The organism is Flavobacterium sp. ACN2 (assembly GCF_002303885.1).
Taxonomy (GTDB): domain Bacteria; phylum Bacteroidota; class Bacteroidia; order Flavobacteriales; family Flavobacteriaceae; genus Flavobacterium.
In genome coordinates this window covers 1-20,776 of the sequence record NZ_MRCM01000002.1, presented here as the reverse complement: position 1 = coordinate 20,776, position 20,776 = coordinate 1, and the positions used below count along the sequence as shown (strand labels likewise).

13 protein-coding genes and 2 tRNA genes are annotated in these 20,776 nt (G+C 33.1%); 6 read left to right on the top strand and 9 right to left on the bottom strand.

Features of this window, described 5'->3' with window-relative positions; genetic code table 11:
* Positions 1-89: 89 nt before the first annotated feature.
* The 3 genes from BSF41_RS02025 to BSF41_RS02010 all read right to left on the bottom strand — a co-directional run bounded on the left by BSF41_RS02025 (position 90) and on the right by BSF41_RS02010 (position 3,544).
* Positions 90-1,043, bottom strand: coding sequence for a ketopantoate reductase family protein (locus BSF41_RS02025; RefSeq protein WP_095928193.1), 954 nt, complete (start codon positions 1,041-1,043; stop codon positions 90-92).
* Positions 1,044-1,106: 63 nt separating this feature from the next.
* Positions 1,107-1,700: a Crp/Fnr family transcriptional regulator gene (locus BSF41_RS02020; RefSeq protein ID WP_095927860.1), complete on the bottom strand. Its 594-nt coding sequence runs from the start codon at positions 1,698-1,700 to the stop codon at positions 1,107-1,109.
* A gap of 332 nt (positions 1,701-2,032) precedes the next feature.
* Positions 2,033-3,544, bottom strand: coding sequence for a GH3 auxin-responsive promoter family protein (locus tag BSF41_RS02010; RefSeq protein ID WP_095927859.1), 1,512 nt, complete (start codon positions 3,542-3,544; stop codon positions 2,033-2,035).
* A gap of 241 nt (positions 3,545-3,785) precedes the next feature.
* Between BSF41_RS02010 and BSF41_RS02005 the strand changes: the two genes are divergently transcribed.
* Together BSF41_RS02005 and BSF41_RS02000 are read left to right on the top strand one after the other, a co-directional pair.
* Positions 3,786-4,580: a DUF2797 domain-containing protein gene (locus BSF41_RS02005; protein ID WP_095927858.1), complete on the top strand. Its 795-nt coding sequence runs from the start codon at positions 3,786-3,788 to the stop codon at positions 4,578-4,580.
* Positions 4,581-4,829: 249 nt separating this feature from the next.
* Positions 4,830-5,912: a glycosyltransferase family 9 protein gene (locus BSF41_RS02000; RefSeq protein WP_095927857.1), complete on the top strand. Its 1,083-nt coding sequence runs from the start codon at positions 4,830-4,832 to the stop codon at positions 5,910-5,912.
* 150 nt (positions 5,913-6,062) lie between these two features.
* On the opposite strand, the gene BSF41_RS01995 is transcribed toward BSF41_RS02000, so the two are convergent.
* From BSF41_RS01995 to sppA, 3 genes are all read right to left on the bottom strand, one after another.
* Positions 6,063-8,660, bottom strand: coding sequence for an AsmA-like C-terminal region-containing protein (locus BSF41_RS01995; protein ID WP_095927856.1), 2,598 nt, complete (start codon positions 8,658-8,660; stop codon positions 6,063-6,065).
* Between the two features lie 176 nt (positions 8,661-8,836).
* Positions 8,837-9,784 (bottom strand): S9 family peptidase, encoded by a 948-nt coding sequence (locus BSF41_RS01990; protein ID WP_095927855.1) that lies wholly within the window; start codon positions 9,782-9,784, stop codon positions 8,837-8,839.
* Between the two features lie 12 nt (positions 9,785-9,796).
* Entirely contained in the window at positions 9,797-11,554 is a 1,758-nt protein-coding gene (sppA, locus tag BSF41_RS01985; protein WP_095927854.1) for a signal peptide peptidase SppA, read from the bottom strand.
* A gap of 138 nt (positions 11,555-11,692) precedes the next feature.
* On the opposite strand from sppA, the gene folK reads away from it, so the two are divergent.
* Positions 11,693-12,826 carry a 2-amino-4-hydroxy-6-hydroxymethyldihydropteridine diphosphokinase gene (folK, locus tag BSF41_RS01980; RefSeq protein ID WP_095927853.1) on the top strand — a complete coding sequence of 378 codons (1,134 nt, stop codon included), beginning with the start codon at positions 11,693-11,695 and terminating at the stop codon, positions 12,824-12,826.
* A 94-nt stretch (positions 12,827-12,920) separates the two neighbouring features.
* Here folK and BSF41_RS23905 read toward each other — a convergent pair whose 3' ends face one another.
* From BSF41_RS23905 to BSF41_RS01965, 3 genes are all read right to left on the bottom strand, one after another.
* A complete protein-coding gene (locus BSF41_RS23905; RefSeq protein ID WP_253251746.1) occupies positions 12,921-16,238 on the bottom strand; it encodes a T9SS type B sorting domain-containing protein in 3,318 nt (1,105 codons plus the stop codon).
* Between the two features lie 112 nt (positions 16,239-16,350).
* The gene (locus tag BSF41_RS01970; RefSeq protein WP_095927852.1) at positions 16,351-16,887 is read right to left on the bottom strand and encodes an RNA methyltransferase; all 537 of its coding nucleotides are present in this window, start codon (positions 16,885-16,887) and stop codon (positions 16,351-16,353) included.
* A gap of 75 nt (positions 16,888-16,962) precedes the next feature.
* Complete coding sequence (locus BSF41_RS01965; RefSeq protein WP_095927851.1) at positions 16,963-17,394, bottom strand: DUF1573 domain-containing protein; 432 nt, start codon at positions 17,392-17,394, stop codon at positions 16,963-16,965.
* 156 nt (positions 17,395-17,550) lie between these two features.
* Between BSF41_RS01965 and mutS the strand changes: the two genes are divergently transcribed.
* The 3 genes from mutS (at position 17,551) to BSF41_RS01950 (ending at position 20,494) form a co-directional block, all read left to right on the top strand.
* Entirely contained in the window at positions 17,551-20,157 is a 2,607-nt protein-coding gene (gene mutS / locus BSF41_RS01960) for a DNA mismatch repair protein MutS (protein WP_172426836.1), read from the top strand.
* 162 nt (positions 20,158-20,319) lie between these two features.
* Positions 20,320-20,392: transfer RNA gene (locus BSF41_RS01955), tRNA-Gly, on the top strand.
* A gap of 16 nt (positions 20,393-20,408) precedes the next feature.
* Positions 20,409-20,494, top strand: a tRNA-Leu gene (locus tag BSF41_RS01950).
* The last annotated feature ends 282 nt before the right edge of the window (positions 20,495-20,776 follow it).

Sequence of the window (20,776 nt, the reverse complement as noted above, 5' to 3'; positions counted from 1 at the left end):
TGCCGAACCCCGGCATAAAAGGATTTCCACTTCTATCCCTCATTCGGGGTTTAGTGGAATTATCGGTTTTAACTCACGAAATTATCTACCTAGAAAGAGTTTAACTTTATTTTTTCTTTTAGTTCATTGTAAATTTTTTCCGTGTATGGAGTTTTAATATTTAATTCGATTCCATAATTAATTATTGGGCTAGCAAATAATTCTAACTCATTATTTGCTTTATTTGAATTGATATCAAGCTGTAATGAAGTTGGTGTTTTCGGCGGAAAAGTTGCAGCTTTTTCAAAAGTCTTCTCTAAGATTTTCGTATGTAGTTTAATACCTTTTTTATCGGCTATTAATTTAATTTCTTTCATGATTTCTTCAGCTTCACTTCTTTGTAAAGGAACTGCACAGACATCTCCTATTGACGAATTGTGTTTAGAAGTTACTAAGCCAAAACTGGCAATAAAAACAAACTTCGTCCAGATTTCAGTAAAAGAATTGTCCTTCAATTCGAAATCGATTCTGCTTTCAGACAATAAATCCGCTATCCAGTCAATGTTTTTATTAAAATTTTCAGGATCACGTCCAATGAATATCTTTCCTGGTTTTCCTTTATGTTCAACAATTCCCTTTTCTTTTATATGTGAAGCAACATAAATGCAGCTTGGTAAAATCGTGTTTTTAGGAATTAATTTTCTTATTCTTTCATAAATGTCAGCGCCATTCATCATAGGCAATATAATAGTTTTCGGGCTTATAATTTGAATTATCTGCTTACAGATATTTTCAAGGTCATATTCCTTTGTGCAAACTAATATTAAATCGGGAGAAGATATTTCTTTTATATTATCACAAATAAATTCAGGTTTTGTAACCGAATTAGGGTGTTCATCAGAAAGTAAAATTAATCCATTATTTTTAACGGTATCAAACGTTTGTTCTCTGGCAACAAATGTAATTTGATGCTGTTTTTTACTTTCATTCGTTTGATTTATTTTAAAACCAAAATAGCCTCCAACTCCTCCAAGTCCTACTACAACAATATGTTTTCTTTCCATTTTTTTATTTTTTACAAATATCATTTCTTCTCCATTTAATAATACTTGTCAAATGATAAGAATTTAAAGATGGGATGTGTCTCTTCTAATACGGCTTAATGAAGTATCAGTAATTCCTAAATACGAAGCTATAATTTTAAGCGGGACATGCTTAAATATATCGGGTCTTTGCTTTAAAAGTTTTAAATATCTAGTTTCGGCTTTTTGACTTATCATTTCGATAAGTCTATCGTTAAGATTGTGATAATTAATTACAAACAATAGTCGGCTAAATTCTCTAAATTGAGAAATAGAATGAAAATTGTCTTGAACAGTTTCTAAATCCGTTTCCCAAAAAATACAATCTGTAATGGTTTGAAATGTTTCTTTGGTTGGTTCTTTTTTAAAAAAAGAAAGAAAATCGTTTACAAAGCAAGGTGCTGTGAAGATATTTGTAATGATTTCATCATTATCTTCATTTAAAATAAAAGACGCCATGTAGCCTTTTTCTAAGAAATAAGTTTTGGTGCTTACAGTTTCTTTGTCCAGAAGAATTGAGTTTTTTTCTAATTTAAAAGGAGTAAAATTTTTAGTAATTCTTTCTACTGTTTCTTTTTCTATTGGAAACAGAGAATGGAAAAAGTTATTTAAAACTAATTTATTTTCTTGATGAGTCATTGTTTAATTTCTTTTGGATTTTTAAGGTGCAATTAAGGTTTGCAAAATTTCATCCAAAACTTTTTGAATTTACTTTCTCGATTCCAACTCTCGTTTAATCTCTTTTAAATTCTTAATATTCAAAAAAAGAATAGGCAACAAAGCAATCGGAATAATATTCATGGCGCTAAAACCTTTCATAAAAACAATGAATATATTAAGAACGAATAGCATAAAAAGCACAACACAGAATATAGTATTCACAGTTTTTAATGTCTTCTGATTTTTAATCAGCTCTTCAGTAGTCATATCGCTGAATTTTGTATCCTTCATTTTATAGTAAATAAGTTGTTTTAACACATTTCTTTTAACTGCTCCAAATAATCTCTCTGATTCGATAATCTCGGAATCTTATGTTGGCCGCCCAATTTATCTCTTTCTTTCAGCCAATCATAAAATAGATTTTCACGAGCCACATTAATCACCAAAGGATTAAGAGTCATATTGTTGTAACGTTTTGCTTCGTAATCTGAGTTTAAAGTCTGCAACGTTTCGTCTAAAACTTTTTGGAAAAGACTAACATCAGCAGGATGTTTCTTAAATTCAATCATCCATTCGTGAGCGCCTTTTTCTTTATCTTGCATAAAAATAGGAGCTACTGTATAATCGATCACTTCAGTTTGGGTTACCTGACAAGCTTTTGCAATAGCCTGATCAGTATTTTCTACCATTAATTCTTCACCAAAAACATTAATATGATGTTTGGTTCTTCCCGTAACTCTAATTCTGTACGGATTTAAAGAAGTAAAACGAACTGTATCTCCAATCAAATAACGCCATAAACCAGAATTGGTAGTAATAACAATGGCGTAATTTTTATTCAATTCTACATCGGCCAGACGAACTACTTTTTGGTTTGGAGTTCCAAAAGTATCCATCGGAATAAATTCGTAGAAAATTCCATAATCCAACATCAATAATAAATCGCTTGAGTTATTTAAATCTTGAATAGCAAAGAACCCTTCAGAAGCGTTGTAGATTTCATAATATTTAAAATCTTTACTTGGTAAAATTTTCTTGTATTGTTCTTTGTACGGAGAAAAACTTACTCCGCCATGAAAATAGACTTCAAGATTCGGCCAAATTTCCAATAAACTCTGTTTGCCAGTATTTTCTAAAACTTTATTCATTAAAACCAGCATCCAAGAAGGAACTCCAGCAAAACTGGTTACGTTTTCATTTTTAGTTTCGTTGATAATTGCAGCCATTTTAGTTTCCCATTCGCTCATTAACGAAGTTTTACTGCTAGGCGTACTGCTAAATTCAGCCCAAATAGGCATGTTTTCAATCAAAATTGCCGATAAATCGCCAAAGAAAGTATTGTTGTTTTCATAAATCTGAGAACTTCCTCCCAAACGAAGGCTTTTACCCAAAAACAATTCAGAATCTTCATTATTATTCAAATAAAGACACAAAAGGTCTTTACTTCCTTTATAATGGCAATCTTCCAAAGCTTCGTTACTTACTGGAATAAATTTACTTTTTGCATTTGTAGTTCCGCTAGATTTGGCAAACCATTTAATTGGCGTTTCCCAAAACACATTTTGCTCGCCTAAACGCGTACGTTCGATTAGCGGTTGTAATTCTTCATAAGTTGCAATTGGAACTCTTTCTGAAAAGGTTTGATAAGAGTTAATACTCGAGAAATCATATTGTTTTCCAATAACCGTATTTTCAGATGCCGTCAATAAGTTGTGCAATAATTCTTCCTGAACTTCATTTGGGTATTTTAAAAAAAGCTCTATTTGATGAATCCTTTGTTTAAGAACCCAAGATGCAAACGAATTGATAATAGATAAAGGCATGAATCTGTTTTTTAGTTAGCTAATTTTAGGTTTTAAATCTTACAATCTATATAAAACAAAAAACTTAAAATTTGAATATCGATAGACAAATAGTAACTTTGTCTTCATATCAAAAATAATATTTTTTTGTAATAAACAATTCGATTTAAGGTAAAGATTCTACCTAATAAGTCGAATTTTAACACAAAAATTTTAAATCTTTTGATAAATCTAAATCAGCAATTATAAATAAAAAATACGGATGCAATATCAAGGCGTACTCACAAAAATGCAAACCGAACTTGGAAGTCCAATTCAATATTATTTGGTTTTCGAAGATAGTTTCTTAAATGTTAATCAATTATTAGATAAAGAAATTGAAATCAATTTTGTGGGCTGTCAATGTTTAAATTGCGGTAAAAAGAAAAAAATATACCGACAAGGTTTCTGTTACGAGTGTTTTTATTCAAGTCCTGCAGTAGGAGATTGGATTATGAGACCAGAATTGAGTACAGCGCACTTAGGAATTGCAGATAGAGATTTAGAATATGAATCAAAAGCGCAATTGCAGCCACACGTGGTGTATTTGGCTTCGGCTTGTGAAATAAAAGTTGGAGTGACTCGCAAATCGCAAGTCCCAACTCGTTGGATCGATCAAGGTGCTTCTCAAGCGATTGCCATTGTTGAGGTTCCAAATCGATATTTGGCAGGAATAACAGAGGTAGCATTAAAAGACCATTATACAGACAAAACCAATTGGAGAAAAATGTTGCAAAACGCTGTTGAAAGTTTTGATTTAATCGCAGAGAAAGCAAAAATTGAAAGCTTAATTCCAACAGAAGTTAGAGATTATTTTTATGCTGAAAAAAATGATGTTTACGAACTTCAGTATCCCGTTTTGAGTTATCCGGCTAAAGTGAACAGTTTAAATCTTGATAAAACACCTTCTTTTAGCGGAAAATTAACGGGTATTAAAGGTCAATATTTACTATTTGAGGACGGTACCGTTTTTAATATTCGCGGTTCGGAAGGGTATGTGGTTTCAATAAATGTCTAGGTTTTCTAAGGAGTTGTCGATGTTTATTGCGTAATCGTCTATTAATTTGTTAATTCTGTGATAATTTATTGTAATTTTAGCTCAATTCCAAAACACAAAAAAGTGTAAATGATGATACATTTGGTTACAATTTTGTAACAAATGCTTATTGGAAGAATTTATTTTTAGATAATAAAAGAAGGTAGATTTGAGACTGCCACTATTTCTAAAATTTAATTAAGATTTTATAATTAATAAATTATTCCATAAATGAGTGTTTTAAGCAAAATAAACGTACACAGACGTAGCATAATGCGGAATCTGACTAAGAATGTTGGAAAGACAAATATGCAGGACGATTTTATTTTGGTCGATAAGAGCGAGATCAAAAAAGTTCTGATCTGTAGACCAAATGGAAGATTAGGAAACCTTTTGTTAATTACGCCACTTGTTCAGGAAGTGTCTGAAATGTTTCCAAATTGTAAAATTGATTTATTTGTAAAAGGAACTTTGGCTCCAATTATTTTTGAAAAATACGATACTGTTGACAAAATAATTCATCTGCCTAAAAAACCATTTAAAAGTTTGCTGGCCTATTCAAAAGTCTGGATTTCATTAAAGAGGACACCATATGACTTAGCGATTAACGTAGATCAAAACTCTTCTTCTGGACGATTAGCAGTTCAATTTTCAAATGCTAAATACAAGTTTTTTGGAGACTCGAATGAGGAAGAAACAGAACATAAAAGTGATTTTGAACATATTGCAAAATACCCTGTTTATAATTTCCGCAATTATCTTTCAAAACTGAGACTACCAACAAATAGCAATAAAATAATTGCTCCTTTAGAACTTAAATTATCAGCTTCTGAAATTGCAGAAGGAAGAAAGATATTAAGCGAACTAACGAATAACGATAAAAAGACGATTTGTATTTTTACCTATGCAACAGGAACAAAATGTCTGTCGGAGGAATGGTGGGAAAAATTTTATTCTCAACTTACTTCAGAGTATAAAGATTATAACATTATTGAGATTTTACCTGTAGAAAATGTGTCGCAAATTGGATTTAAGGCACCCACATTTTACAGTAAAGATATTCGAGAAATAGGATCTGTTATTGCAAATGCAGATTTGTTTATTGGTGCCGACAGCGGAATTATGCATTTATCAAGCTCGGTACATACCCCAACTATTGGATTGTTTTCTGTATCTAATTTGAAAAAATATGAACCGTATGACAATTGTAGTATCGGAATAGATGTTAATCTCTACACCAAAAAACAATACATAAAAACAATAAATTCAATTTTGAATAACGGTAGATTAAATTTTTATTCAAGAGCAATATAATAACAAAAAAATCCTGTTCATTCGAACAGGATTTTTTTTTAAAAGATGCTAAGTTTCTAAGATACTGAGGTTCTAAGTTTTTTAAGCTTTAGAGAAACTTAGTGTCTTAGTATCTTAGTATCTTAGTATCTTAGAACCTTAGCAACTTTTTTATGGATTCTTCTTCTTAAACAATCCATTCAATAAATCACTCGCTTTTTTAGTTACTTCCTGAGTTTTTTGCTCTTTTTCAGTTTTAGCTGCTTGAGTTGTATCTTTCGCTTTAGTATTTTTATTGATTAAATCTGTAAGCGCTGAAGTTCCTTTTTGAGTCAGTTTTTCTTTTTGCTGATTAACCAATTGTGTAGTCAAATTGCTTACAGCAGCTTTCATATCTGTACTAATTTTTGGATTTGAAAAGTTACCTGTCAAAGCCGCATTAATTGGAATGTTTTCCAATTTTGCAGCATCAGCAGGAGATAATTTTGCGATTAGATTATTCGCTTCAGTTCCTAAATATTTAGCAGGAACATCAAATTTAATCGTGTAATTCATGGTTTGGTCAAAACCGTGAGTTCCGCCAACTGTAGCTTTAATATCTTGATATTTAATATCGAATGGTTTTACGTTTACCTTTCCGTTATCAAACGTTAATGCCATTTTCAAATCATTTAGATTTAATTTGTTCAAATCTAAAAACTTAACATTTGAAGTAAGGGAATTTAAAACAGTTGAATTTTGGGCATTTACCGTAGTTGATAATAATTGGCCTAATAAATCTCCTGAAATTGATTTAAGATCTGGAGTCAATTCTTTTGCATCCAAATTACCATTCAATTTGATAGTCGAATTTAATTTTCCGTTGATGATTCCCGCAATTGGAGCGATTTTTTTCATCATGTCCAACTGTGTAAAAGTCTGTGCAATATCAACTTGATTGAATCCTAAGTTCATATCAAACGTAGGTACTTTTTCTTTTGTAGAAACGGCTCCGTTAAGACCAATTGATCCGCCGAAGATATTTGTTTTAAAGTTTTGAAGAGTTGCTTTCTCGTCTTTAATAATTAATGTTCCAGCAACATCCTGAAGTTTTAAATTATCGTATAAAACGGTTGTCGCTTTAGCATTTAAAGTACAGTTTAAGAAAGCCGGAATCTTCATCGCTTCAGCTGGTTTCGCTTCTGTTTTTGCAGTTGCAGGTTCGCCAGAAGTCATAAAATCATCAACAGCCAATTGTTTTGAGCTCATGTTGAAATTTCCTCTTAGTTCTTGTTTTTTAAACATAAAACCATAGAAATTTTCTAAAACCCCGTTAATGCTAATATCACTTTTTCCAGTTGTAGCATCAAATTGTTTTAAGTTGATTTTACTCGGATTAAATTCGACCAATGCTGTACTGATGTTCATTGCTTTATTGTTTTCATCAGTATATTTAAATCCTGACAAACTCATTGTACCCGCATTTTTTATGTTTTGATATTGACTTTTTTCTACAGAAGCCATATCAAAATTTGTTGTAACGTCAGCTTTTAAAATACCTGCCAAAGGCTTATCCATTTTAATTGGGTAGGCTTTCGAAAGATTAGCTAGGTTGATTGTTCCTTTTAAAGCTGCATCTACAATTGGATTTACCGTTATGTTTTTGATATTCGCTTTAGCGCTAAAAACATCCTGGTCAATTCTGAAAGATAACTTATCTAAATTAACGTAAGTATCATTTAAGATTCCAGTTTCGTTAATGATTTTCGTATCAATTACAATATTCTGAACCGATTTTGGAAGGTTTGGATATTGAAAAGAAGAGTTGTTTGATGCAATTTTGATATTAAATTTAGGAACTGTTGTATCTGTCAATTCACCTTTTGCAAAACCATTTACAGTAAAATCTCCAGTCGTTTTTACACCTTCTAAACTAGAGGCGTACGCCGAAGGAATTAAACCTAAGAAGTTTGTAAACGATGAAGTAGGCGTTTTGAATTTCAAATCGTAAATCTGAGCTTTTTCAGTCATTTGGATAAATCCGTCAAACTCTAAAGGCAATTGATTGATTAAAGCTTTATTTTCTTTGAAAGTATATTTGCTCTTCTCTAAATCAATTCCAAGAACGGCATCTAAAGTCAGTTTCACATTTTTCATGTAATTCATTTTATCCATGTCCAATGAAACTTTTGCAGTAGATTTTGTTGTCAAATCTAATTTTGAATTGGTAAAATCTCCAGTTCCTTCGTGGTTTAAACTGTCAATTACCATTTTAATTTTAGAACCTTGATCGATGTATCTAAAAGTAAAATTCTCAATCTTATAGTTTTGAATTTTAAGCGCAAGTGGTTTGCTTGCTTCATCTTTTTTATCTTCTTTTTTGTCTTTTAAGGCAATATCGAAGTTTCCGACACCATCTTTATTGAAAATAATTTTTATTAATCCGTTTGTAGAACTGATTCCCTGAATGCTTAAAGGTTCATCTTTTCCTTTGAAAAGTTCTTTAACGCTCATTTTTAAATTTAATTCTCCTAAAGAAACCAATGTGTCTCCTTCAAAAGGAGCTTTGTTGATGATAACTAATTTCTCGATTCCAACCGTTGCATTTGGAAAATTTTTAAATAAACTTAAATCGGCATCTGTAAAACTTACTTTGGCGTCAACACTTTCGTTAATTGCTTCGACGATTTTAGATTTGATTTGGTCTTTAAACAAAAACGGAATGGCAAATAAGGCAGCAACAAATACCACAATAACTATGGCACTTATTTTTAAAACTTTTTTTAGCATATATTAATAGATTTGAGGGTTAACATTTTAAAATCGACTCCTGCAAAAATAGTTTTTTTTACTACAGTTTGCAGATAAAGTTTTCTTAAAAAAGTAAGAATTTTATTAAAATTGTTAAATAAAAAAAATCCGTTAAGAACTATTTTCAAAACGGATTTTTAAGTGAATTTATTTTATTATTTCTGAATAAATGAAACTATCTTTTCGACCAAGACTTCCGAAATAGGAAGTGTTTCATTGTTGTAGGTAGCCAAATTAGCTTCCTGATTGCCATCAACAATTTTCATGATATGATTCATTTTATCAATAATCTGCAAATCTGCATTTTTGTTGGCTTGTTTTAAATTCTCTGCATCTTTTACTGCAATTTGAATATCATTATTTCCTTGTACTAGTAAAACAGGAATAGTCAGTTTTTGTATTTCGGTCTGCGGATTGTATTTAAACCACGAAATCAAATAGGGTTGAATGCTTGGTCTGAAAAGAGAATTCAACATTGGATCAATTTTTTTAACCTGAAATCCGTTTTTTAAACTATCGATAATCGGAAAAGTCATATCGTTTAACTGTTTCATTGATTTGGCACCAATCTGTGTTTTCAGAATTTGATCTGCCGGTTCGCCCGCGCCCGCAATAGATACAAATTTGTCTGCTTTTGCACTGGCAACCATGCCAATTAAAGAGCCTTCACTATGACCAATTATGATTATTTTAGAAAAACGCTTGTCTTGTTTCAGGTAATTAATCCAGCTTTTGGCATCTTGAATATAATTTTCTAAAACCAGACTGCCTTCAGATCCGCCTGCGGCTTTACTTTCTCCTATAGCTCTTTTGTCATATCGTAAAGATGCAATTCCGTTTTTAGCCAAAGCTTCTGCCAGCATTTTCAACGAATTGTTTTTCATCATCGGATTATTCCCGTTTCTGTCTGTTGGGCCAGAGCCAGCAATGATTAAAGCAACCGGAAATTTTTTAGTCAAATCTGGAGTTGTCAGCGTACCGAAAATCTGGTCGTTGTTAATTTTTAATATAGCCGGAGTTTCCTTAAACGTGATTTCTTTTTTGTCTTGAGCATTTATGAAACTCCAAAACAAAACCGTTAAAAAAAGAATTACTTTATTCATCTTTTAATTCAATTAATAAATATTGATTCCGTAGGGCAATATCGCTTGCACTCCTTTTTGTTTTTGAAATTTCTTAACCTGTTCGATAAGAAGATAGTTTTCTTCGCCGATTTCTTCTTTTATGAAAGCTTCTTTCGATCTTGCAAAAGGAAGATTTGCTAACAAATCGTTTAACGTTTTTTCGTATTCAGGATAATTCTGAGTACTGTATTTTTTTACTTTAGCAATTTTAGCTGCTTCAGCAATCGCATCATTCAATCCGCCAATTTTATCCACTAAACCAATTTTTAAAGCTTCAGTTCCTGACCAAACGCGACCTTGCGCAATAGAATCCACTTGTGCAAAAGTCATTTTTCGGCCTTCGGCAACATGAGTTACAAAAGTGTTATATACTTTTTCGACTCCTTCTAACGTGAAAGCTTTGAATTTTTCATCTACAGGAACAAACGGACTGTAGTTTGCTGAGTTTTCATGCGTTTTAACTTGTTCAGAATTGATTCCTAATTTGTTTGCCAATGGACTAAAGTTTGGCAGCATTCCGAAAACTCCAATAGATCCTGTAATGGTATTGTTTTCAGCAAAAATTGTATTGGCGTTGCAGGCAATATAATAACCGCCAGAAGCCGCATAATTACCCATAGAAACCACAACAGGTTTAACTTTTTTAGTAATTTCAATTTCCCTCCAGATTAAATCAGAAGTTAGCGCACTTCCTCCTGGACTGTCAATTCTAAGGACGATTGCTTTAACATCATCATTTTTTCTAGCTTCTTGCAAAGAGCGGCGCATAGAACCTTCGCCAATTGTGTTTACATCGCCTTCACCGCTTCCTATTTCGCCTTGAGCATAAATAATAGCAATCTGATCGCTTGAAGTATCGGCCAAAGCAGTTGTTACATGATTTTGAGTGTAATCTGAGATTGAAATTTTGTTGTAATCTTCATCTTTATCTACTTTTAGAACTTTTCTAATGGCATCGTGATAAACATCTTCGTAAGCAATAATATCTACTAAATGATGCTGTTTTGCCATTTCTGGAGTTCTAGCCAAAAGACCATTTGCAATTTCGTTTAATTTTGGTAACGGAATATTTCTGCTTTTTGAAATATCCGCCGAAACGATACCCCAAATGGAGTTTAAAAGTGCAGTAATCTGCTCTCTGTTGGCATCGCTCATTTTATTGTCTAAGAAAGGTTCAACGGCACTTTTGTATTTTCCGTGACGAATTACCTCCATATGAATTCCAGATTTATCTTGAAAATCCTTAAAAAACATAACTTCAGAAGAAAGTCCTTTAAAATCTAAATCTCCAGCTGGATTTAGATAAATGGTATTGGCAACAGAGTTTAAGTAATATTCTTTTTGAGAATACGTATTGGCATAAGCCCAGACAAATTTTCCAGATTTTTTGAAGCTTTCTAAAGCATTTCTTAAATCTTTATATTGTGCAAGGCCAAGAGACGATTCATCATTTAAGATCGAAATTCCTTTGATATTATCGTCTTTTTTTGCCGCTTCAATAGCGTTAATTACATCGGTTAAACCAATGCCTTTTTGTTCAGAAAAACGAGTTACCCATGGATCTTTATATTTTCCTGCGTAATCATTTTTAATTTCTTTTAAATTTAATTCAATAACCGAATTAGATTTAACAGAGACACTGTCGTCACCGCCAAAAACAACTCCGATAAAGATTACTCCAAAAAAGAAGAGCATAATAAAAACAAAAATACCAATAACTGTGGCAATTACATTTCCTAAAAACTTCATATGTATATTTTTTTAATAAGTAGCAAAAAAGGGCAAAATGTTACAAACTAGACATCTAAATTTAGGATTGTATTTGAGACGTCGTTTCACAAATATATTGGTTAATTCTAAAATAGTTTTAGTTAATTTGCATTAATTATGAAATTACAGCATCAAGTCGTTTTATCGATAGGCAGCAACCAAGGCAGCAGACTAGAAAACATTCAAAATTGTATTGATTTAATACATCAAAATGTGGGGACTGTTATCGAGGTTTCAAAACTTTACGAAACTCCTGCGTGGGGGTTTGAAAGTGATGCTTTTTATAATTGCGCACTTCTTTTGCACACCAATTCCTCTGCGCAAAAAGTATTAAATCAAATTTTAAAAGTCGAAAAAGAACTAGGGAGAATCCGTTTGAATCAAGAAGGGTATCAGTCTAGAATTATTGATGTTGATTTGATTGCTTTTGATAACGAAATAATCGATACCGAAAAACTTCAAGTCCCGCATCCGCTAATGCAGAACAGGAATTTTGTTTTACTTCCGATGCAGGATTTAAGGTTAAGTTGGAAACATCCGATTTTGCAAAAAACAATTCCCGAATTGATTGCCGTAACTCCAGATGATAGTGTTTGTACAGTTGTACAGAATCTGGAAAGTCCGATTGCACAAATTCCCCTAAATCAATTTAATTATGTTGCTTTTGAAGGGAATATTGGGGCAGGAAAAACTACTTTGGTGCATAAAATAGCCGAAGATTTTAACGGAAAAACTGTTTTAGAACGATTTGCAGATAATCCGTTTTTGCCCAAATTTTATAAAGATCAAAATAGATATGCGTTTCCTTTAGAAATGTCTTTTTTAGCAGATCGTTATCAGCAATTGGCCGATGATTTGGCGCAATTTGATTTGTTTAAAGATTTTATAGTTGCCGATTATCATATTTTTAAATCTTTGATTTTTGCGAAAATAACGCTTGCCGAAGATGAATATCGTTTGTATAGAAATCTGTTTGATATCATTTATAAAGAAATGCCAAAACCAGATTTGTATGTTTATCTATATCAGAATACAGAGCGACTTCTTCAAAACATAAAAAAACGCGGACGTATTTATGAGCAGAATATTGAAGCTACATATTTAGACAGAATCAATAATGGGTATTTGGAGTACATAAAATCTCAAACCGATTTGAATGTTTTAATCATTGATGTTTCAGACCGGGATTTTGTAAAAAAACACGAAGATTATCTTTATATATTGAATGAAATTAAGAAGAAGCTTAATTAATTGAGATAATGAGATAATGTGTCAATTGGATAATTTTGTAGAGATGTTTTTTTAATTATCTAATTATCAAATTGACATATTCTCTCATTAAAAACTATCTCTTCAAAGTAAAATGTCCTCTTAAAATCGGCATTGAATCATCTACTTTTAAAGCGTACCAATAATCTGAAGCAGGAAGCGGAACTTGATTTAAAGTACCGTCCCAAGTCATTTTGAAGCGACTTAATTGTGCTATTAATTTTCCGTAGCGGTCAAAAATCGTAACGACTGCCTGAGGATAATTTTCCATTCCCGTTACTTCCCAAACATCGTTGTAAGTATCGTTGTTTGGTGTAAAAAATGGAGGAAAAACAAGTACTACAAATTGTTTGGTATTTTGCCCGCAGCCACTTTTTTCTCGTGCATATGCAGTTTGTAATCCGCCAGGAACATCGTAGAAAATAGTAGAATCTTGAAAATTGACACCATCTACAGAATATTCATAATAATCTTCTGATTTTACAGGATAGATTATAGCTCTAGTTCCTTCAACGTCAACTCGCGCAATTTGCGGAATTTTATGCTCTTCGACTATAATTGTTTTTGTGCTCGTGCAATTTTCAGGAGACGGACTTGTAACGGCTACCGTGTATGTTCCGCCAGCACTAACAGTAGTAGTTTGAGTTGTAGCTCCATTTGACCATAAATAACCCATTCCAGAAATTCCCGTATCTAATGTTATGGTTTTAAATTCGCACAATGGCAAAGTCTCATCAGTAACAGCTGGAGGTGTGTAAATCTCTATATTTATAGGAGTTCTAGTTGGGTTTATGCATCCACTATTTGATGCTTCGGCATAATAAGTGGTATTGGATGAAATTGTTGGAGTGGTAAAACTTGTTCCCACATAAAGACTTGTTCCTCCAGTTGCTGAAGTATACCAATTTATAGAACCAATATTTGAAGTTGCTTTAATAGTTAAAACCCCTGGGCCACAATTGGTATAGGTGTCTTGTTCTGCAATAGGAGTTGCGGGAGTTGTATTTACAGTTGCAGTTATCGATTTTCGGTTTAATTCGCAGCCTGCATCAACATAATAAGTGGTAGTTGTATGTATTGGTGGAGTAGTGTAGGTAGATCCAGTTCCTAATAAATTTCCTCCTGTAGCGGCATCGTACCAGTTAATCGTACCGGCATTTGCTGTTGCAGTTAAAGTAAAGCTTCCTGAGTCGCAAACTGGACTCAGATTACTGGCTGGTGTTGCCACAGGAATAGTGATTTTGGTACTGGTTGCAATCTGCAAAGGAGTTTCGCCAGGCATTCCGCCATATTCTACTACATATCCTTTTGGCTGATAATCTCCAGAGGTATCTCCTGCATTTGATAAGTCGTTCCAAGAGCCTCGTATTCCTATACCGGGCTGTGTAATGTGTGCATAATCTTCATCGCCTTGTTGGTTGGGTTCATTCGTGTTCCAAAAAGCATAATTTGGCGTTGAACCATTTGCGTTTCCATTCCAAAAAATAGTTCCTGCTTCAGGACCAGTAACCCATTTCCAGACCCCTTCTGTTTCAGCATCGCTTCCTCCAATCCATCCGGTTCCAGAAGCTTGTTCGCCAATTAGTTTTGCTTCATCAGCAGATAATATGGTTGCTAAATAACCTTGAAGACCGTAATAAGTACGAGCTGCCGCTGCCTCTTTCGCAGCTGTCCAAGTTATCCCGATGCTTGGAACATATTCATAATAATGTTGTGTAGAGGGTAAATAATTTGCTTTACCCATTGTAATAGAAAATGTCTTGATTCCGGAAGCTGTTGCAGAAGAATTTGTAAAGGCAACATCTTTAATAGCAGCAACAAAATCGGAATATAAAACATCCGTTCCGGCAGTAGTACTTGATAATGTTAGTTTTCCTGCCACAGCATCCCAACTTGTGGTAATGTTAGAATGCGCTGTAGGATTTAAAAGTACAAGTTTATCAAAACCGCTAGAATATCCAGAAGAAATTTGAATGTAAATGGCTTCGGTTCCAGTTTCAGAAGGATCGTTTGTTATGGTTACGTCTGCTACAATTTTTATAGTTTCTTGAGGACAATATAATTGATCGCCAGTAGCTTTAATTACTGGCGGAGCCACAGCCGAAAATTTACTGCAATCGTTAGAATAAATAGCCGAATTGTCTTTGTAAGCAGCCCAATTGGCATTAGAATAATTTGCGTTGTCTACTTGAATGCAGTTAAGGTTTGGGTTGGAGACAAAACTTAAGTTATTAAGGAGAGTATTGTTCCCGTTTTTTAAATTTAAAGAAGTTAATGAATTACTATTGCAGACTAAGCTGGTTAACTCAGGATTTTTAGAAACATCTAAAGAAGTTAATAATGTGTTAGAACAATATAACTGTGTTAGTTTGGGGTTTTTAGAAGTATCAATATTGGGAATCTTTGTCGAACTAAAAGATAATGTTGCTAAATCGCTATTATTTGCAACATCTAGATTGGATATTGGATTACTACCAATGTATAAATGGATTAATCTTAAATGCTTTGTTACATCGATGCTAGTTAGTTGATTATTGCCAGCATCTATAATATATAATTGAAGATTTTTAGAAATGTCCAACGCACTTATTTTATTGCTATTTAAAGTTAAAGTTTTTAAAATCGGATTATTATTGACATCTAAACTTGTTAGCTGATTGCCATCGCAGGATATGCCTTGAATAATAGTATTTTGACTAACATCTAGAGTGGTTAATTTATTGAAACTGCAATTTAAATTATCAAGATTTATGTTTTTACTGATATTAAGATTTGTTAATTCGTTGTAATTGCAGGATAAACCGATTAATGCTGTATTGTTTGATAAATCTATATCTGTTAATTTGTTTCTGTCGAAAGATAAATGTTTTAATGCTGTATTTTGGGTTACATCTAGATCTGTAAGATTGTTGCCACCACAATTCAAAATTGCTAAAAGGTTATTGTTAGATATGTTTATACTACTTAATTTGTTTCCATTTAAATGTAGTTCAGTTAGATTGGTGTTTTTTGATAAATCAAGACTGGTTAGATTGTTGAAATTGCAGCTTAGAAGCTTTAGCTTTGTGTTTTTGGTGATATTTAAATAGCTGATTTTGTTATTCCTATCAGGATCATTATTAATTGCACCTAAGTCTAAATATTCCAGATTTGTGAAGTTTTCTATTCCGGTTAAATCTGAAATGTTTTTTCCTTGTAGGACTAATGTCTTTAGATTAATAATATTTGCAGTCAGAACTTGACCATCAATAGTGCCACTATCAATATTTAAATCGATTAAAGCTTGTTCGAAGTTAGAATCGGGAATTGAAGTATATTGTTGTGCAGATCCAATAAAACTGGACAGCAGTAAGATGAATAAAAAAGATGCTTTTAAGAAATAATTATTTTTCATTTTATAAAAGTATCAATTTTATAATAATAAAAAAATATATTTACATTTCTAACATTTTAATGCTTAAAAATATCATAAAATCACATTTTTTTTAGTAAAAACCGGATTGATTTTATTCTGGCCAGTTCATTTTTTGAAATAAATCCCAAACCACAATTCCGGCACTTACAGAAATATTAAGAGAGTGTTTGGTTCCAAGTTGAGGAATTTCAATACATCCGTCGCAGATTGCTACGGCTTCTTGCGAAACGCCATAAACTTCATTTCCAAAAACTAAAGCATATTTCTGGTCTTTTTCGATTTTAAAATCTTGAAGAAAAACAGAACTTTCAACCTGCTCAATTGCCATTGTAAGAACATTTTCTTTCTTTAAGTTTTCGATAACTTCCAAAACATTTTCATGATGTTCCCAAGCAACAGTTTCGGTTGCGCCAAGGGCAGTTTTATGGATTTCCTTATTTGGAGGAGTTGCAGTGATTCCGCATAAGATTATTTTTTCAATCAAAAACGCATCAGCAGTTCTAAAAACAGAGCCAATATTGTGTAGACTTCTAATATCGTCTAAAACTAATATTAAAGGTGTTTTCTCCGATTTTTTAAAATCTTCAATAGATTTACGGTCTAGTTCGCTGTTTTCGAGTTTTCTCATTGTTTTTGAATTGTAGTCATAAAAAAAGCTTCCAAAGATAAGGAAGCTTTTTGATTATTTTAAATGTTTTTCAGATTAGCTTTTTACTGGATCTGGTAAAACAGTACCTTTAATAGTAAGGATTTTTGTAGGTTGTCCTTCTGCGTTAGAAGTTACAGTTACAGTTTTTGTAAAAGCACCAACTCTATCAGTAGCATATTTTACACCAATAACACCTTTAGCTCCTGGAGCGATTGGTTCTTTTGGAGTAGTTGGAACAGTACATCCGCAAGATCCTGTAGTGTTAGTAATGATTAATGGCTTAGTTCCGTTGTTAACAAAAACGAATTCACGTTTTCCATCAGCATTGTGAGCGATAGTTCCGTAATCGATAGTTTCAGTTTCGAAAGCCATTCCAGCTCCTTCAACTTTAGCAACTTTAGCCGCTTTAGCTTTTTTAGTTGTTTGTGCATTAGTAGCTGTAATACCAGCAACAGCTAACATTGCGAATAAGATTATTTTTTTCATCTTTAAGGGTCTTTTTTAATGATAAACAAAGCTATATAAAATTCTTGTACTACGACCTAAAAAAATCTTAAAATATTTTAATTTTTGAAGCTTTTCATATGCGGCTAAAAAAGCATAAATTCGCTGTCTTAATTTTTCATTTAAAAACATTACAATTTGGCAGCTAAAGAGAAAGTGGTGAAGGAAACACCTTTAATGAAACAGTACAACGAAATCAAGGCTAAATATCCTGATGCATGTCTGCTTTTCAGAGTAGGAGATTTTTATGAAACCTTTGGAGAAGACGCCATTAGAGCTTCTAAGATTTTAGGAATAACATTAACAAAAAGAGGTGCGGGATCTGATACAGAAACGGCGCTTGCTGGTTTTCCGCATCATTCTGTTAATACTTATTTGCCAAAATTGGTTAAAGCTGGACTTCGTGTTGCGATCTGCGATCAGCTTGAAGACCCAAAAATGACCAAAACAATTGTAAAAAGAGGGGTAACAGAATTGGTAACTCCTGGGGTTTCTTTGAATGATGAGGTTTTGCAGTCGAAATCTAACAACTTTTTAGCATCTGTTTATTTTGCTAATAAAAATATCGGAATTTCATTTTTAGATGTTTCCACAGGAGAGTTTTTAACGGCTCAAGGAAATGCAGAATATATTGATAAATTGTTGCAGAACTTTAATCCAAGCGAGGTTTTGGTTCCAAAGAATAATAAGAATGATTTCAAAACGGCTTTTGGAGAAGATTTTCATAGTTTCTACCTAGAAGATTGGATTTATAAAGAAGATTATGCTTTAGAAACATTAACAAAGCATTTTCAGACGAATTCGTTAAAAGGATTTGGGGTTGAAGAATTAAAAGAAGGAATTATTGCGTCTGGAGCAATTTTATATTATTTGTCAGAGACCCAGCATAATCGTGTGCAGCATATTACGGCAATTCAGCGTATTGCAGAAGATGCTTACGTGTGGATGGATCGTTTTACGATTCGAAACTTAGAATTGTATCATAGCTATAATCCAAATGCAGTTACGCTTTTGGATGTTATCGATAAAACGCTTTCTCCAATGGGAGGACGTTTGCTGAAACGTTGGTTGGCATTGCCTTTAAAAGATGCTAATAAGGTAAAAGGCCGTCATGAAGTGGTAGCGTATTTAAAATCAAATCCAGAAATTCTGCATAATATCCAATATCAGATTAAACAGATTTCAGATTTAGAGCGTTTGATTTCAAAAATTGCTGCAGGAAAAGTTTCGCCAAGAGAAATTGTGTATTTAAAGGAATCTTTAGATGCCATTATTCCGATTAAAACGCTTGCACTGGAAAGTCCACAGGAAGCGGTGAAGGTTATCGGAGATAGTTTACATGCTTGTGATTTGCTTCGCGAAAAAATTAAAACGACCTTAAATCAAGATGCGCCAGTCGCAATCTCAAAAGGAAATGCGATCGCAGCAGGAATAAATGAAGAATTGGATGAACTGCGTGCGATTTCGACTTCAGGAAAAGAATTTTTAGAAGGAATTGAAAAAAGAGAATCGGAAAGAACCGGAATTTCTTCATTGAAAATTTCTTTTAACAATGTTTTCGGATACTACATTGAAGTTAGAAATACGCATAAAGATAAAGTTCCAGAAAAATGGATTCGTAAACAGACTTTGGTTAATGCAGAGCGTTATATTACGGAAGAATTAAAAGAATACGAAACCAAAATTTTAGGAGCAGAAGAAAAGATCTATAAAATAGAAAGTGAGCTTTTTGAGCAATTAGTAGCTTGGATTTCGACTTACATCAAACCAGTTCAAATGAACGCGTATTTGGTTGCGCAGCTGGATTGTTTATGTTCGTTTACGCAAATGGCTGTCGAAAATCAATACGTGCAGCCTGAAATCGATGATACATTCGAATTGGATATCAAAAACGGAAGACATCCCGTAATTGAAAAGCAATTGCCAGTTGGAACGCCATATATTGCCAATGATGTTTTCTTGGATAGGGAGACACAACAGATTATTATGATTACCGGGCCAAACATGTCTGGTAAGTCGGCGATTTTAAGACAAACGGCTCTAATTGTGCTTTTGGCTCAAATGGGAAGTTTTGTTCCTGCTGATAGTGTTAGAATGGGAATTGTCGATAAGATCTTTACCAGAGTTGGAGCTTCTGATAATATTTCTATGGGAGAATCTACTTTTATGGTCGAAATGAACGAAACGGCTTCGATCTTGAATAACTTATCAGATAGAAGTTTGGTATTGCTAGACGAGATTGGAAGAGGAACTAGTACTTATGACGGAATCTCGATTGCATGGGCAATTGCTGAATTCTTGCACGAGCATCCAGGAAGAGCAAAAACGCTTTTTGCAACGCATTATCATGAGTTGAATGAAATGACAGAATCGATGTCGAGAATCCAGAATTTTAATGTGGCGGTGAAAGAATTAAAAGATACCGTTCTTTTTGTTAGAAAACTGGTGAAAGGAGGAAGCGCACATAGTTTCGGAATTCATGTTGCTAAAATGGCTGGAATGCCTCAGCTGGTTATTTCGAAAGCACAAAAGCTTTTAAAGAAATTAGAAAAGAACCATTCAAGTGATGCTTTAAACGGAATAAAATCTGCTAATGATGAAATGCAGATGAGTTTCTTTAATCTAGATGATCCTTTGTTGGAAGAGATAAAAGAAGAAATTTTGAGTCTCGACATTAATGCCATTACACCAGTAGAAGCATTGATGAAGCTGAATGAGATTAAAAGAATGCTGGTTAAAAAATAAAATCTAAAAATTTTCAATTTTAAAGTTTAGGTTATCAGAATGTTATAAAATAAGTGGATTTTTTTTTGAAAAAACGCTTGTGTAATTGAATAAATGTCCTAAATTTGCACTCGCAATACGAAACAAATCAAGTGTTGCAGTTCTTAAATAGAATTTGAAAATGCGAAAATAGCTCAGTTGGTAGAGCGCGACCTTGCCAAGGTCGAGGTCGCGGGTTCGAGCCCCGTTTTTCGCTCAAAAAACCATACAATGCTCGGATGGTGAAATTGGTAGACACGCTGGACTTAAAATCCAGTGAACAGCAATGTTCGTGCGGGTTCAAGTCCCGCTCTGAGTACTAAAGCCTCTTCTTTTGAAGAGGCTTTTTTTATTTGCAGACTTGCAGGTAATAAATTTACGCAGTAAATTTATTAGAATCTCAGAATCTCAGAATCTCAGAATCTCAGAATCTCAGAATCTCAGAATCTCAGAATCTCAGAATCTCAGAATCTCAGAATCTCAGAATCTCAGAATCTCAGAATCTCAGAATCTCAGAATCTCAGAATCTCAGAATCTCAGAATCTCAGAATCTCAGAATCTCAGAATCTCAGAATCTCAGCATCTCAGAATCTCAGAATCT